This is a genomic window from Octadecabacter sp. B2R22 (genome assembly GCF_018861045.1).
Classification (GTDB): domain Bacteria; phylum Pseudomonadota; class Alphaproteobacteria; order Rhodobacterales; family Rhodobacteraceae; genus Octadecabacter.
This window is the reverse complement of the sequence record NZ_JAHKQJ010000007.1, coordinates 836320-850886: the sequence shown is the minus strand read 5'-3', so window position 1 is coordinate 850886 and position 14567 is coordinate 836320. Positions and strand designations below refer to the sequence as shown.

General features: G+C 55.8%; 14 protein-coding genes. 6 read left to right on the top strand and 8 right to left on the bottom strand.

The window, feature by feature from the left end; genetic code table 11:
* Positions 1-59: 59 nt before the first annotated feature.
* Complete coding sequence (tkt, locus tag KO486_RS09620) at positions 60-2081, bottom strand: transketolase (protein ID WP_216037014.1); 2022 nt, start codon at positions 2079-2081, stop codon at positions 60-62.
* Positions 2082-2336: 255 nt separating this feature from the next.
* Between tkt and KO486_RS09615 the strand changes: the two genes are divergently transcribed.
* Entirely contained in the window at positions 2337-2852 is a 516-nt protein-coding gene (locus KO486_RS09615) for a hypothetical protein (protein ID WP_216037013.1), read from the top strand.
* Positions 2839-3219 (top strand): cell division protein ZapA, encoded by a 381-nt coding sequence (gene zapA / locus KO486_RS09610; protein ID WP_216037012.1) that lies wholly within the window; start codon positions 2839-2841, stop codon positions 3217-3219. The genes KO486_RS09615 and zapA overlap by 14 nt, the downstream gene beginning before the upstream one ends.
* 3 nt (positions 3220-3222) lie before the next feature.
* Here the strand turns inward: zapA and KO486_RS09605 are convergent, their stop codons facing one another.
* The 7 genes from KO486_RS09605 to KO486_RS09575 all read right to left on the bottom strand — a co-directional run bounded on the left by KO486_RS09605 (position 3223) and on the right by KO486_RS09575 (position 8143).
* Positions 3223-3570: a hypothetical protein gene (locus KO486_RS09605; RefSeq protein ID WP_216037011.1), complete on the bottom strand. Its 348-nt coding sequence runs from the start codon at positions 3568-3570 to the stop codon at positions 3223-3225.
* 9 nt (positions 3571-3579) lie between these two features.
* Positions 3580-3939 carry a Grx4 family monothiol glutaredoxin gene (gene grxD, locus KO486_RS09600; RefSeq protein ID WP_216037010.1) on the bottom strand — a complete coding sequence of 120 codons (360 nt, stop codon included), beginning with the start codon at positions 3937-3939 and terminating at the stop codon, positions 3580-3582.
* Positions 3936-4160, bottom strand: coding sequence for a hypothetical protein (locus KO486_RS09595; protein ID WP_216037009.1), 225 nt, complete (start codon positions 4158-4160; stop codon positions 3936-3938). The genes grxD and KO486_RS09595 overlap by 4 nt, the downstream gene beginning before the upstream one ends.
* A gap of 56 nt (positions 4161-4216) precedes the next feature.
* The gene (locus tag KO486_RS09590) at positions 4217-4411 is read right to left on the bottom strand and encodes a hypothetical protein (protein WP_216037008.1); all 195 of its coding nucleotides are present in this window, start codon (positions 4409-4411) and stop codon (positions 4217-4219) included.
* Positions 4408-4644: a BolA family transcriptional regulator gene (locus tag KO486_RS09585; RefSeq protein ID WP_216037007.1), complete on the bottom strand. Its 237-nt coding sequence runs from the start codon at positions 4642-4644 to the stop codon at positions 4408-4410. Before KO486_RS09585 ends, KO486_RS09590 begins: the two co-directional genes overlap by 4 nt.
* A 70-nt stretch (positions 4645-4714) precedes the next feature.
* Positions 4715-6874, bottom strand: coding sequence for a phosphoribosylformylglycinamidine synthase subunit PurL (purL, locus tag KO486_RS09580; protein WP_216037006.1), 2160 nt, complete (start codon positions 6872-6874; stop codon positions 4715-4717).
* A 357-nt stretch (positions 6875-7231) separates the two neighbouring features.
* Positions 7232-8143, bottom strand: coding sequence for a LysR family transcriptional regulator (locus KO486_RS09575; protein ID WP_252734636.1), 912 nt, complete (start codon positions 8141-8143; stop codon positions 7232-7234).
* A 159-nt stretch (positions 8144-8302) separates the two neighbouring features.
* On the opposite strand from KO486_RS09575, the gene KO486_RS09570 reads away from it, so the two are divergent.
* The 4 genes from KO486_RS09570 (at position 8303) to argC (ending at position 14561) form a co-directional block, all read left to right on the top strand.
* Complete coding sequence (locus tag KO486_RS09570; RefSeq protein ID WP_216037004.1) at positions 8303-11716, top strand: indolepyruvate ferredoxin oxidoreductase family protein; 3414 nt, start codon at positions 8303-8305, stop codon at positions 11714-11716.
* Between the two features lie 63 nt (positions 11717-11779).
* Positions 11780-12670 (top strand): lysophospholipid acyltransferase family protein, encoded by an 891-nt coding sequence (locus KO486_RS09565; RefSeq protein WP_216037003.1) that lies wholly within the window; start codon positions 11780-11782, stop codon positions 12668-12670.
* Complete coding sequence (locus KO486_RS09560; RefSeq protein ID WP_216037002.1) at positions 12670-13479, top strand: aspartate/glutamate racemase family protein; 810 nt, start codon at positions 12670-12672, stop codon at positions 13477-13479. The genes KO486_RS09565 and KO486_RS09560 overlap by 1 nt, the downstream gene beginning before the upstream one ends.
* 53 nt (positions 13480-13532) lie before the next feature.
* A complete protein-coding gene (gene argC / locus KO486_RS09555; RefSeq protein ID WP_216037001.1) occupies positions 13533-14561 on the top strand; it encodes an N-acetyl-gamma-glutamyl-phosphate reductase in 1029 nt (342 codons plus the stop codon).
* Positions 14562-14567 lie beyond the last annotated feature (6 nt).

Genomic DNA, 14567 nt, shown 5'->3' with positions numbered 1-14567 from the left:
ACAGACATGAAACGGGCCACAATCCAGAGCATCGCCCGGAACCGTGGCCCGCACATCGTTTAGCCGAGAAGGTCGCGCACTTTTTGTGCGGTTGCTTCTGCGGTGATGCCGAACTTTTCGAACAGTTCTGGGGCAGGGGCGGACGCACCGAAGCTGTCCATACCAATGAACCCAGCTTTGGCTTCACGGCCACGTTCGCCGAGCAACCATTTGTCCCAACCAAGACGCACGCCAGCTTCGATAGCGACGCGCACAGGGCCACCTGGCAACACGCGCTTACGGATGCTTTCGTCTTGCGCCTCAAAGAGTTCCCAACATGGCATGGACACAACGCGTGTCCCGATGCCTTCGGCCTCAAGGATGTCACGCGCGGCCATCGCAACCGCGACCTCAGAACCTGTCGCCATTAGGATCGCTTGGCGTTTGCCGTTTTCGGCGTCAGCCAGAACATATGCACCTTGTGCGGTCATGTTCTTGGTTTTGTGATCCGTGCGAACAACTGGCAGCCCCTGACGGGACAGGCACAAGACGGATGGCGTGGTTTTGGATGTCAGGGCAAGTTCCCAAGCCTCGGCAACTTCAACGCTGTCGGCTGGGCGGAATGTGTTGGTGTTCGGCGTCGCGCGTAGCATGGCGAGGTGCTCAACCGGCTGGTGTGTCGGGCCGTCTTCGCCAAGACCGATGGAATCGTGCGTCATAACGTAGACCGTTGGCACGTTCATCAAGGCAGACAGACGCATGGCGCCACGGGCGTAGTCCGTGAAACACATGAATGTGCCGCCGTAGGGGCGGATACCGCCGTGTAGGACCATACCGTTCATCGCGGCGGCCATACCGTGCTCACGGATGCCGTAGTGAATGTAGCGGCCATCGCGGTTGTCTGGTGTGAACACGCCCATGTCAGCTGTTTTGGTGTTGTTGGAGCCTGTTAGGTCAGCAGATCCGCCTACAGTTTCCTGCATGATCGGGTTGATCACTTCCAGCACGCTTTCGGAGCTTGAACGCGTCGCAGCCTTCTTGCCAGCTTCAGACGCCTGTTTCTTGAACGCTTTGATTGTTGCGGACAGTTTCTTTGGGGCCTCAAGGGCGAAGGCACGGTTGAATTCGTCTTGCTTGGCTTTGCTCAACTTAGCGAATTGGGCGTTCCATTCTGCACGGGCTTCCCCGCCGCGTGTGCCCATGGCTTCCCACTGGGATTTAACATCCGCTGGGATTTCAAAGGGGCCGTAGTTCCAGCCATAGGCTGCTTTGGCGGCTGCCATTTGGTCTGCATCCGTCAAAGCGCCGTGACCTTTGGATGTATCCTGTGCTGCGTGTCCCAAAGCGATATGGGTCTTGCAGGAGATCATGGACGGGCGCGGATCGTTTTTGGCGGCAACGATCGCTTCGTCGATCGCGACAGGGTCGTGGCCGTCGATTTCCAGAACATGCCAACCGGACGCCTCGAAACGTGCGCTCTGATCGGTGATGTCGGCCATATCGACAGTGCCGTCGATGGTGATGTTGTTGTTGTCAAAGAAGCAGATCAGGTTGCCGAGCTTTTGCATGCCAGCAAGGCCGATGGCCTCTTGGGATACGCCTTCCATCAGGCAGCCGTCGCCTGCGATGACGTAGGTGTGGTGGTTGATGACGTTCTTGCCAAAGCGTGCGCGCAGGATTTCTTCTGCAATCGCAAAGCCAACCGAGTTCGCAATCCCCTGACCAAGCGGGCCAGTTGTGGTCTCGATGCCTTCCATGTGGCCGTATTCAGGGTGACCCGCTGTGCGTGCGCCCCATTGGCGGAAGTCTTTGAGCTGTTGCAGCGTGGCCTGTTCGTACCCTGTGAGGTGCAGCAGGGAGTAGAGCAACATTGAGCCGTGGCCCGCAGACAGGATAAAGCGGTCACGGTCGGCCCAGTTTGGTGCTTTTGGGTCAAAACGCAGGTGGTTTTGGAACAACACAGTCGCTACGTCTGCCATGCCCATCGGCATGCCTGAGTGGCCGGAATTGGCGGCCGCAACGGCGTCCAATGTAAGGGTCCGGATCGCGGCGGCGCGCATCCAGTGCTCGGGGTGGGCGGTGCGAAGGGCTTGGATGTCCATGATGGCGGTCCTTGATGCTGCTGGTATTGGCTTTGTAAGCCTCATATCAGGGCGGCCCCCAAGATCAAGGCGACACCGCCATCGCATGAAAGCTGCATTGTATCGCTATGATAACGAACAACTTTCATCGTTTGATGCTTTGGGGTGCATGGCTTAGTCTGGGGGGAACTGGGCGCGATTCGTGAATGAAGCCCATATTCAGCGGTTGTTTGGTGTGTCTTGATGGTACATGCGGCGGCCGGAAAGGACAGGCAAATGAGCGAACTTTCCCAACTCGAAACCCGTATTTCAGCGGCGCTGGACCGGATCAAGCAAGGTGTCGAAGGCCTAGAAGCCCCTTCAGCGGCCCCAGAGGCGCCAGCGCCGGACGCGGCGGCGAGCGGACGGGTCGTTGAACTCACTGCGATGCTCGACGATGAGAAAACAGCGAATGCGCAGCTCGAAGAGCGCGTGAAGCTTCTGAAAGAACGCCAAGACGGCAAACTTGCGGAACTTGAAAGCAACGTAGACGCAGGGCGGTCGCGGTCGGCTCGTATGGATCGTGAATTGCAGCGGTTGCGTCAGGTCAACGCCGAGTTGCGTGACATCAATAGCCAGTTGCGCGAAGCCCTCTCCGATGGGGTGAGCGAGCCGCATTTGGTCAACAAAGCCATGCTTGCCGAACTCGAGGCCCTGCGCGCAACCCGTGCCGCGGATGCCGCAGAGATGGATTCGATCCTAGAAGAGCTGACACCGATCATTGAAAAGGAGGCCAGCGATGCCACAGGTTGAGATCACCATCGGAGGCCGTAGTTTCGAAGTCGCTTGTCAGGAGGGCGAAGAACAGTTCCTCATGACAGCCGCTGCTATGCTTGACGTTGAGGCGTCATCCTTGTCCACACAGATCGGACGCATGCCCGAAAGCCGGATGCTTTTGATGGCGGGTCTATTGTTGGCGGACCGCACGGCGGGACTTGAAGACAAAGTGCGCGAGGCCGAAGGCAAGCTGGCGCAGGTTCAGGCGCAGCTTGAAAGCAAAGGCACAACAACCGAGCGTGTCGAAGTGCCTGTTGTTCCGGCTGAAACTGTTGAAAGCCTGACAGAACTTGCCCGTCAGGCCGAATATCTTGCCGAAGAGATCGAAGGGCGGTCTGCCTAAACGCTAATTGTTCGCCGCCGCAATCGCGGCGACGTTTGCGGCGTTGTAGTCCACACCGATATAGTCAAACGCCCGCGCCAGCTCACCAGAGCTGGCGGCGGTGAGGATCGTGTAGGCATCCGAGAAATACTGACCGTTGATAAACACCACCGGAAGATCAAACCCGAGCGAGCTCGCGCGAACCATGCGTTCTAGGTCGGGCTGTCCCGTCAGGTTGACCGTGTGGAATTCGATTTCAGAGAACGTCAGAATATCGTTCGCCGCTTGCGCCGCCGCGTCCTGCTCAAGCATGAACAGAACGGCGGTGTGGGCGTCGATGATATCCTCTAACTCTTCGTATTCCTCTTCCATGTCAGAGGCTTATGCGTTCGCTTCGCGGATTTTGTCAGCGGCGTCCTGATCGAACGTCACGCCGTTTTCGCTGAACAATGTGTCGAGCTCACCGGACAGGGTCATCTCTGTGATGATGTCGCAACCGCCTACGAATTCGCCTTTGACGTAAAGCTGCGGAATTGTCGGCCAGTCAGAGTAATCCTTGATGCCTTGGCGCAGGGTTTCATCAGCCAGCACGTTCACGTCTTCAAATTCAACGCCCATGAAGTTCAACACACCTGCGACGCGGGACGAGAACCCGCACTGCGGCATGGATTTGGTGCCTTTCATGAAAAGCACAACGTCGTTGTTTGTGACGGTATCTTTGATCTGTGTTTCAGCAGTCATGTCTTGTCCTTCTTGCGGGCTTTCGCAGGCATCATAGCCTGTGCGTGTTTATTTGGGTCTTTGGTGTGGCGGATGGTGATGGTTTGGCTTGTCCCCATTGAGTTGTGGGCGGGCATGTGGATTTGTCGAACGGTATCTCCTTTGCCCGGAGCGGTGCCGCGTTGGGGTTTCTCGCCCCATTTACGTGGGTTGCCAAGAACAACAACGAAAAGCAGCACCACAAGCAAAAGGCAGAGAGACAGTACGATTAAATTGCCGCTGTTCGTTGAAAGACTTCCTAATCCCTTTTCTTAGCAATCTTTTGATTGGCGTTTGTGATGTCGAGTTCTTCCATCCCGGTGTAACCCTTCAGCGATTTCGGGTCGGGTTTCATATGGCTGAGAGGGCGACGGTGGCGATTGGCGAGCCAATCGTCAGCAAGGATCCCAATCACAAGCACGACGCCTGCAAATGTGATCCAGCCCAGCATCACTCAGGTGCCTTTGTTGTCAGGGCCAATGCGTGCAAATCGCCGTTGCTGCCGTCCATCTTGCCTTTGAGCGCTGCGTAAACGGCGCGCTGTTGTTGCACGCGGTTCTTGCCCGCAAAGCTCGCGTCGATGACTTCGGCGGCAAAATGCGCGCCGTCGTCACCTTGTACGGTGATTGCTGCGTCTGGAAACGCGTCCCGCAGGAGCGTTTCGATTTCTGGTGCTGTGATCGCCATTGGTGTGTCCTGTATTTCTTACTTAAATGTAGGCACAGGGCGTGCCTGCGACAAGCCCGTTGGGGCCGACTTACGCAAACGTGTCCGCAAAAGTTGCGCGGAACTGTGCGGCAAGATCGGCCAAAGGCGCAGATGTGGCACCGAATGTTACGTGATCGCCACCGAATTTCCCAACCGTTTGAAGCGGTACGCCAGCCTTACCAGCCGCGATCATCAGCGCCTCGGCCTTGTCGAAGTTACAGGCGATCAGGTAGCGCGCTTGGTCTTCGCCAAACAGGGTCGGGGTGTCGTCGGCGTCTAGCGTCACACCCGTTTCCGCGGCTTCGGCCATTTCAAACGCCGCAAGTGCAAGACCACCGTCAGCGAGGTCCGTGCAAGCATCAATCCATTCAGCGTTGTCGCGGATAAAGTCTCCGTGGAGCTTTTCAGCTGCCAGATCTACAGTTGGCGCATCGCCGTCTTCGCGGTTGTAGGCTTCGGCGAGAAGGGCGGACTGGCCAAGGTGGCCGTGCGTTTCACCGATCAGCAGCGCAACGTGCCCTTCGCGGGCAACGCCTGCGATGATGTCATCTGCGTGCTTTAGAAGACCGACCGCACCGATTGTTGGCGTTGGTAAAATGCCAGTGCCGTCGGTTTCGTTGTAAAGAGACACGTTGCCAGACACGATTGGCATATCCAGCGCGATACATGCAGCACCAATACCTTTAATGGCACCAACAAACTGGCCCATGATTTCTGGTTTTTCAGGGTTGCCGAAGTTCATATTGTCTGTCGTTGCCAGTGGCTTAGCGCCGACAGATGTCAGATTGCGGTAGGCTTCTGCGACCGCTTGAGCACCGCCCATTTCTGGGTTCGCTTTGACGTAGCGCGGGGTCACGTCTGATGTAAATGCAATCGCCTTCTCTGTGCCGTGAACGCGCACAATACCAGCGCCGAGGCCCGGTGTGCGGACCGTGTCGGCCATCACTTGGCTGTCGTACTGTTCATAAACCCACTGTTTGCCCGCGTAGTTCGGAGAGGCCAGCAAGGATTTCAACCCGTCGATTGGGTCGATGCCCGGGACGTCAGCCATTGGTTCGGCTGCAGGTGTTTCCACCCATGGACGGTCATATTCAGGTGCAGAGCCGGACAGAGTGGCAAGCGGCAAGTCTGCCTTCACTTCGCCGTTGTGGAGGATCAAGAAACGGTCTTCGGCGATGGTTTCGCCCACAATCGCAAAATCGAGGTCCCACTTCACGAAAACAGCGCGGGCTTCAGCCTCAAGTTCCGGTTTCAGAACCATCAGCATGCGTTCTTGGGACTCAGACAGCATCATTTCGTAGGCTGTCATGTTTTCTTCGCGCTGCGGCACGTCTTCTAGGTTCAGCTTAACGCCAAGCCCACCTTTGTCGCCCATTTCAACGGCAGAACAGGTCAGGCCAGCGGCGCCCATGTCTTGAATGGAAATAACCGCGCCAGTTGCCATCAGTTCCAACGTCGCTTCCATCAGGCGTTTTTCGGTGAACGGGTCACCAACCTGAACGGTGGGGCGTTTTTCTTCGATTGTGTCATCAAATTCCGCAGAGGCCATGGTCGCGCCACCAACGCCATCACGGCCGGTTTTTGCGCCAAGGTAAACAACGGGCATGCCGATGCCGGATGCCGCAGAATAGAAAATTTTGTCTGTATCAGCCAAACCAGCCGCAAACGCGTTTACAAGGCAGTTGCCGTTATACGCAGGGTGGAAGCGTACTTCGCCGCCAACAGTCGGAACACCAAAACAGTTGCCGTAGCCACCGACACCTTCAACAACACCGTGCACAAGCTGGCGGGTTTTGTGGTGATCGGGTTCACCGAACGACAGCGAGTTCATCGCCGCAATCGGGCGTGCGCCCATTGTGAAAACATCGCGCAGGATGCCGCCAACGCCCGTCGCCGCGCCCTGATAGGGTTCGATATAGCTGGGGTGGTTGTGGCTTTCCATTTTGAAAACAACACACTGGCCGTCGCCGATATCGACGATGCCTGCGTTTTCACCGGGGCCGCAAACAACCTGTGGACCTTCGGTTGGAAGGGTGCGTAGCCATTTTTTGGAGGATTTGTAAGAACAATGTTCGTTCCACATCGCGCTGAAAATACCGAGTTCTGTGAACGTCGGCTCGCGGCCAATAATCTCAAGAATGCGGTCGTATTCGTCAGGGCTTAGCCCGTGAGAAGAGATCAGGTCTGGCGTGATGGTTGGTTCTTGCATGTGGGTCCCCGTGCTGGCTTGGGCGTCGTTTAATCCAAGGGGCGGTCAGGGGCAACGGGGAAGGAGAAAACGCCGCATAACTATGGGCAAGGCGGTTCGGCGTTGCCTAGTTGGCAAGTGTTACCAAGCCGGTGCTTCAAATCTGAATTGGGAAAACGGGGCCCTAGAAAAAGAAACGCCGGGCACAAGGCCCGGCAAAGTCCAACAGGGAGGTATAAAGCGGCTATGCCACTCTATATGAGATTAAATAAATGGCAGCGATGAGTCGATCAAGATCAAATGACCACATTGCGCGCAGACCCGCTATGCGTGTGGCGCAAGGGTCACGGCTATATTATCTCGGATCGAGCGCGACCTTTACGCGATGATGGAACCTGCTTCGCGGATTTTCCGGCGGTGGGAGATGATCTCGTCCTGAACAAAATCGCGGAACGCCATGATCCGTTTGGATTGCCGCAGTTCTTCGGGATAGGCGAGGAACACCGGCACTTCGCCGCTTTCGATATCGGGCAAGACCCGAACAAGCTCTGGGAAATCTTCGATGACGTAATCAGGCATGACGCCAATCCCAAGATCCGATATCACTGCCTGTAACACACCGAAGTAGTTGTTAACGTGTAATAAGTTTGGCTTGTCATAGGCCAGCAAATGCTGAACAAGCGTTGCACCCGCAGACACTTGGAACGCATTGGGGCTTTGGCAGATCAGGCGATGCGCCCCGATTTGTTCTATCTTGTCGATCGGTTTGGTTTTGTCGAGGTAAGCCTGCGACGCATAGAGACGCATCCGGACAGACATCAGTTTCTTGCGAATAAGGTCGGCCTGGGATGGTTCTTTCATCCGGATCGCGACGTCTGCTTCGCGCATGGGCAAATCCAGAACACGTTCTTCCAGCATTAAATCGATATTCAGATCAGGGTATTTTTCATAAAGTGCGGGCAGGCGGGGTGCGAGCCAAAGAGTGCCAAAGCCGGTTGTTGTTGTAACTTTCAGTTCACCGAACACTTCTTCGGCGCTATCTTTGATCCGAGCGCTTGCGGCTTCTAAGCGGTGCGACATGGATTTGGTCGCATCAAACAGCAGCTCACCCTGTTCGGTCAGGATCAACCCGCGTGCGTGACGGTGAAACAGAATTGTCGAGAGCGATTCCTCAAGCGCGCGAATCTGGCGCGACACGGCGGATTGCGACAAATGCAAAGTCTCGCCCGCGTGGGTCAAAGACCCTGCGTCCGCAACGGCGTGAAATATTCTTAGCTTATCCCAGTCCATCGGGTATCCTTGTTGCATTGGTTTACGCTCACACTGTTGCACTTGTTACGGGGGTATTATGTCTGTTTCAGTTCGTGATGTCAGGCAGAAATAGCTTTCAAAGGTCAGAAAACGTGACCTATCGTGGCATTAAAGCGGCATCACGTTGGGAGGCGTTTGATGGCACATCGTGAAATTAGTCTAAATGATCGCTTCGATCTGAGCAAAACGCAGGTGCTTTTGAACGGCACGCAGGCGTTGGTTCGCTTGATGCTGATGCAAAAGGCCCGAGATACGCAGGCAGGTCTGAACACGGCCGGATATGTGACGGGCTATCGTGGCTCTCCACTGGGGGCGGTCGATCAGCAGATGGACCGCGCACAAGCTGATCTCGCGGCGTCTGACATCTTGTTTCAACCCGGATTGAACGAAGACTTGGCCGCGACAGCACTTTGGGGAAGCCAGCAGGCCGAGTTGCGCGGCGAGGGGACCCATGATGGCGTGTTCGGGCTTTGGTACGGCAAAGGCCCCGGTGTAGATCGATCCGGTGACGTGATGCGCCACGCCAATATGGCGGGCACGTCGCCCCATGGCGGTGTCGTTATGGCGATGGGGGATGATCACACGGGCGAAAGCTCGACCACTTTGCACCAATCTGACGGGGCGATGATTGAGGCCTACATGCCCATCGTATCGCCCGCTGGCGTTCAAGAGGTCATGGACTACGGCCTTTATGCTTACGCGTTGTCACGGTTTTCTGGCAATTGGGTTGGCCTGAAGACGATGAAGGACACGATCGAGGTCACAAGTGTGGTGAACGGCGACCCGCATCGGTTGGGTTTTGTGCAGCCCGAATTCGAAATGCCGGATGGTGGGGTGAATATTCGCCTGATTGACACACCTGCTGATCAAGAAGCCCGCGCAATCGACTACAAACGCTTTGCCGCACAGGCTTTTGCGCGCGCCAACCGGATCGACAAGGTGATCTGGCCGCGCGAGGGCGCAAAGATCGGGTTTGTTGCTGCCGGTAAAAACTGGCTCGATCTGGTGCATGCGATGTCCCTGCTGGGCGTAGATGAGGCCGAAGGCAAACGGATGGGCATTTCCCTTTATAAGGTTGCACAGGTCTGGCCGTTGGACGTCGAGAGCTTCAATGAATGGGCCGCTGATCTAGACCTGATCGTTGTGGTCGAAGAGAAACGCAAACTGATTGAAACACAGATCAAGGAAGCGCTGTTTGATGATCGTAGAAATCGGCGGGTATATGGTTGGCACAAAGGCGACGCTTGGGAAAATGGTCGTCAGATCGAATTGTTCCCGACGCGCTATGCGCTGGACCCGATCTGGATCGCCGAAAAGATCGGCCCGATCCTAACTGAAGAAGGCTGTGGATCAGCGGCGATTGAGGCTGGGTTGGCCAAACTGGACGCCGCAAAACGTGCAGACAACGCGCCTGAGATCGCGTCGCGTTTGCCGTATTTCTGTTCGGGCTGCCCGCATAATACCTCGACCAAAGTGCCCGACGGGAGCCGTGCTTATGCGGGGATCGGCTGTCATTACATGGTGCAATGGATGGACCGCGAGACCGTCGGGTTTACCCAAATGGGCGGCGAGGGTGCGAATTGGGTCGGCGAGGCGCCTTTTACCAAACGGGACCATGTGTTCCAGAATATCGGTGACGGTACCTACAACCATTCAGGCGTGCAGGCGATCCGCTTTGCAGTGATGGCTGGTACGAACATGACCTACAAAATCCTTTATAATGATGCGGTCGCCATGACGGGTGGTCAGCACAATGATGGTGACTTGACCGCCGCACAAATTTGTCGCGAAGTTTTGGCTATGGGGGTGCAAAAAGTTGCGCTGGTCTACGATTCAAGTGAGGAGCTCGATCTTTCTACCATTCCGGCAAAAGTGAAGATTTACACCCGCGATCATCTTGATGATGCGCAGAATATGTTGCGAAAGGTAAAGGGTGTGTCGGTGCTGGTCTATGCGCAAACCTGCGCCGCAGAGAAACGCCGTCGCCGAAAACGGGGGCTATTCCCTGACCCAGACAAACGCGTTTTCATCAATACGGATGTCTGTGAAGGTTGCGGCGATTGCGGTGTACAATCCAATTGCGTGTCCATCGTTCCAGTTGAAACCGAACTGGGCCGAAAGCGCGCGATTGATCAAAGTTCCTGCAACAAGGACTTTTCCTGCGTGACCGGTTTCTGTCCGTCATTCGTGACGGTGCAAGGGGGCACGCCCAAGAAAGCGGCGACCACGCAGATCGATTTACCGGACATGCCAGACCCTGTTTTGCCGTCAATCAACGGCACCCATAACGTCGTGATAACCGGTGTCGGCGGAACAGGTGTTGTCACCATCGGCGCGGTACTCGCTATGGCGGCGCATGTCGATGGCAAGGCTGCGGGCATGATGGAGATGGCGGGGTTGGCCCAAAAGGGCGGTGCGGTCCACATCCATTGTCGTTTGGCGAACAAGGCCGAGGACATAAACGCCATTCGGGTCGCCACGGGCGAATGCGATGCTTTGATTGGTGGAGATTTGGTGGTCTCTGCGGGGGCTAAAACACTTGGGCTGATGGCGACAGGGCGAACCCGCGGCGTCGTCAATAGTCATCAAAGCATCACAGGCGATTTCACCCGTGATACAGAGTTTAAACTGCCTGCGGACCGGCTGACGTTGGCGTTGCAAGCGCGTTTGCAAGAGCAGTTGAAGATGTTTGATGCATCAGAACTGGCCAAGGCGCTGATGGGGGACGCAATTTATTCCAACATGATGGTGTTTGGTGCGGCATGGCAGGCGGGGGCGATTCCCGTTTCGGGGGATGCAATCCGTGCCGCGATTGAGCTCAATGGCACTGCGGTTTCCCAGAACCTACAGGCTTTCGAGTATGGCCGATGGGCAATTTTGCATCCTGACGCCGCCGCGTCGGCATTCGCCCCGAACGACGTCGCAGCCCCCAATTCCCTCGATGAGAAAATCGCATTTCGCATTGCCCATCTTACTGACTATCAAGACGAATCTTACGCTGCGCGCTACAGTGATTTTGTCGGGTCGTTTGATGGTGACCTGCGTGAGGCCGTCGCCCTCGGGTATCATAAACTGTTGTCCTACAAAGACGAATACGAGGTTGCTCGGTTGTTGCTGGATACCCGCGCGAAGGCCGAGGCGGAATTTGATGGTGATCTGAAGCTAACACACCTCCTTGCGCCGCCATTACTCTCTCGAAAGGGTTCGAACGGGCGACCCCGCAAGATAGCAATGCCGCAACTCGCCGTGAAACTCTTTCCGTTTTTGGCGCGCTTGAAACGTTTGCGTGGAACTCGGTTAGATGTCTTTGGACATACAGCCGAGCGTCGCATGGAACGCGCCCTTATTGAAGATTACGAACGCGACATGGTGGGGGTGCGGGGTGCTCTTCGCCCAGACACGCGAGATGCCGCAATTGCGCTGGCAAAGCTGCCCCTCGATATTCGCGGGTTTGGTCCTGTTAAGATGGAATACGCGGCGAAGGCCGCCAAGCGACGCGAAGAACTTCTCGAGATCCTACATGGTCCAGAAACGAAAGTTGCCGCAGAGTAGCTTTCGCTGGAAATCCTTCTGCGCACCGCTTACTTAGGCGCAAGCCATTCTGCGACGGATAATATGCCCAAGAACGAAATTGCCCGTGATATTTCCTATGCTCATTCCGCTGCCACACGGCGCGGGCGGGCTTTGATCCGCGTGATGGAGAACGCGACGGGTCGTTTGCGGCTGATCCGCAAGGCGCGTGGGTATGACGCCGAAGTCGCCAATGGCGCTGATTTTTGGCGCGTAATGACTGAGCGCTACAAGATTAACATCAAGGTCATTGGTGGATCGCTTGAGACTATTCCCGAAGACGGGCCCTTGATCGTAGTTGCCAACCACCCCTACGGAATTTTGGATGGCATGACGTTGGGCCGTATCCTGTCTGAACGGCGCGGCGGTGATTTCAAGATCCTTGCCAATTCTGTGTTTCGCAAATCGCCTGATCTGGCGCGGGTCGTTTTGCCCGTGTCCTTTGATGAAACCAAAGAGGCGGCCAAACTGAATCTGGACACCCGCAAAGAGGCGCTCAGGTATCTGGGTGCGGGCGGGGCGGTTGGGGTTTTTCCCGGTGGAACCGTCAGCACCTCTGCTCGGCCGTTTTCCAAGCCGATGGACCCGCAGTGGCGTAATTTTACGGCCAAGATGGTTGCCAAAAGTGACGCTGTTGTCGTGCCTGTTTTCTTTGAAGGCACCAATAGCCGTGCGTTTCAATTGGCCAGCCATTTGCACACCACATTGCGGATGGGGCTTTTGGTGCGCGAATTCAAAGCGCGCGTTGGGTCCGACGTCTGTGTTGTGATTGGCAAACCTATTCCCGTGGCGGATTTGGAACCCTATAAATCAGATGCAACAGCCTGCATGGATTTCTTGCGCAAAGCGACGTATGAGCTGTCACCTAACCCCTTAGCGACAGACGTGTTGGGGCATGAATTTGATGCGAAATATAAACGTAAGGAAAAGTCGTAATGGCCGTTGGGATTTTCGATAGTGGGCTCGGTGGGTTGACCGTTTTGGACGCCGTACAAAAGCGTCTTCCGGATGTGCCATTCGTTTATTACGCCGACAGCGCCCATGCGCCTTATGGTGTGCGCACGTCAGATGATATTTATGATCTGACAACAAAGGCCACACAGGCGCTGTTTGATGCAGAGTGTGATCTTGTGATCCTTGCCTGTAACACCGCGTCTGCGGCCGCACTGCGGCGTATGCAGGAATCCTGGATTCCAGACGGCAAACGCGTGCTGGGTGTTTTTGTTCCGCTTATTGAGGCTTTGACCGAACGGTCTTGGGGGGACAATTCCCCGCCACGTGAAGTTGATGTTAAACATGTGGCGTTGTTTGCAACGCCGGCGACGGTTTCGTCACGGGCGTTCCAACGGGAACTGGCGTTTCGAGCGATTGGCGTTGACGTCGAAGCACAGGCTTGTGGCGGTGTTGTAGATGCGATTGAGGACGGTGATATGATTTTGGCAGAAGCCCTGGTGAACAGCCATGTGGATGCATTGAAACGCAAGATGCCAACGCCAGACGCGGCCATTCTGGGCTGCACGCACTACCCCTTGATGCAGGACCAGTTTCAGGCGGCATTGGGTGAGGACGTAAAAGTGTTCTCACAAGCCAATCTCGTTGCCGAGAGCCTTGCAGATTACCTTGGCCGTCGCCCCGAAATGATCGGCGGCGGAGAGGGCGGTTTCCTGACCTCTGGCGATCCAAAACGGGTCAGCGATCGTGCAACACAATTCCTGCGACGACAGATCACATTTGAAGCGGCCTAATTTCCCTTTATGTGAACGACAACAGCGCGAACATGTCGCGCAAGGATACTAAAATGACCTATAAAATCGCCATTCTTGGCGCGTCTGGATACACAGGCGCAGAACTCGTCCGGTTGATCTCTGGCCACCCGTCGATTGAAATCGCGGCACTGTCCGGCAATTCCAAAGCAGGGCAAAGCATGGCTCAGGTGTTTCCACATCTGCGCCACCTTGATTTGCCGGTTCTCACAACGATTGATGATGTGAACTTTGACGGCATTGACCTTGCGTTTTGTGCGTTGCCACACAAGACCAGCCAAGAGGTGATTTCAAAGCTGCCTAAGACGTTAAAGATCGTTGATCTGAGCGCGGACTTCCGGCTGCGTGACCCTGCGGCTTATGAAAAATGGTACGGCAACCCGCATAGCGCAATTGAGATGCAAAAAGAGGCGGTCTATGGCCTCACCGAGTTTTACCGCGATGAAATTGCGGGCGCGCGTTTGGTGGCGGGCACGGGCTGCAACGCCGCGACAGGGCAGTTTGCCTTGCGGCCTTTGATTTCGGCTGGGGTGATTGATCTGGATGAAATCATCTTGGACCTCGCCTGTGCGGTGTCTGGTGCAGGGCGGTCGTTGAAGGAAAACTTGCTACATGCCGAACTGTCTGAGGGCGCACATGCCTATGCGGTAGGCAGCACTCATCGCCATTTGGGTGAGTTCGATCAGGAGTTTTCGGCACTGGCAGGGCGGCCTGTTGAGGTGCAGTTTACGCCGCACCTGATCCCTGCGAACCGCGGTATTCTGGCGACGGTTTACGTTAAGGGTGATGCGCAAATCATTCATAAGACGTTGGAAAATGCCTACATCGATGAGCCGTTCATCGAGATGCTTCCGTTTGGGGAACACCCAAGCATTCGCCACATTCGCGGCAGTAATTTTTGCCACGTGGGCGTGGTTGCGGATCGGCGCGACGGACGTGCGATTGTGATCGCAGCGCTTGATAACCTCACCAAAGGATCAAGCGGGCAAGCCTTGCAGAACGCAAATCTAATGTTAGGTCTACCAGAGACCGAGGGGCTGATGATGGCTCCGCTGTTTCCATAGGGGTGG

What these genes read in the sequence shown, in the direction of transcription:
- tkt (WP_216037014.1), bottom strand. Translation starts at nt 2,081, where the DNA reads ATGGACATCCAAGCCCTTCGCACCGCCCACCCCGAGCACTGGATGCGC.
- KO486_RS09615 (WP_216037013.1), top strand. Translation starts at nt 2,337, where the DNA reads ATGAGCGAACTTTCCCAACTCGAAACCCGTATTTCAGCGGCGCTGGAC.
- zapA (WP_216037012.1), top strand. Translation starts at nt 2,839, where the DNA reads ATGCCACAGGTTGAGATCACCATCGGAGGCCGTAGTTTCGAAGTCGCT.
- KO486_RS09605 (WP_216037011.1), bottom strand. Translation starts at nt 3,570, where the DNA reads ATGGAAGAGGAATACGAAGAGTTAGAGGATATCATCGACGCCCACACC.
- grxD (WP_216037010.1), bottom strand. Translation starts at nt 3,939, where the DNA reads ATGACTGCTGAAACACAGATCAAAGATACCGTCACAAACAACGACGTT.
- KO486_RS09585 (WP_216037007.1), bottom strand. Translation starts at nt 4,644, where the DNA reads ATGGCGATCACAGCACCAGAAATCGAAACGCTCCTGCGGGACGCGTTT.
- purL (WP_216037006.1), bottom strand. Translation starts at nt 6,874, where the DNA reads ATGCAAGAACCAACCATCACGCCAGACCTGATCTCTTCTCACGGGCTA.
- KO486_RS09575 (WP_252734636.1), bottom strand. Translation starts at nt 8,143, where the DNA reads ATGGACTGGGATAAGCTAAGAATATTTCACGCCGTTGCGGACGCAGGG.
- KO486_RS09570 (WP_216037004.1), top strand. Translation starts at nt 8,303, where the DNA reads ATGGCACATCGTGAAATTAGTCTAAATGATCGCTTCGATCTGAGCAAA.
- KO486_RS09565 (WP_216037003.1), top strand. Translation starts at nt 11,780, where the DNA reads ATGCCCAAGAACGAAATTGCCCGTGATATTTCCTATGCTCATTCCGCT.
- KO486_RS09560 (WP_216037002.1), top strand. Translation starts at nt 12,670, where the DNA reads ATGGCCGTTGGGATTTTCGATAGTGGGCTCGGTGGGTTGACCGTTTTG.
- argC (WP_216037001.1), top strand. Translation starts at nt 13,533, where the DNA reads ATGACCTATAAAATCGCCATTCTTGGCGCGTCTGGATACACAGGCGCA.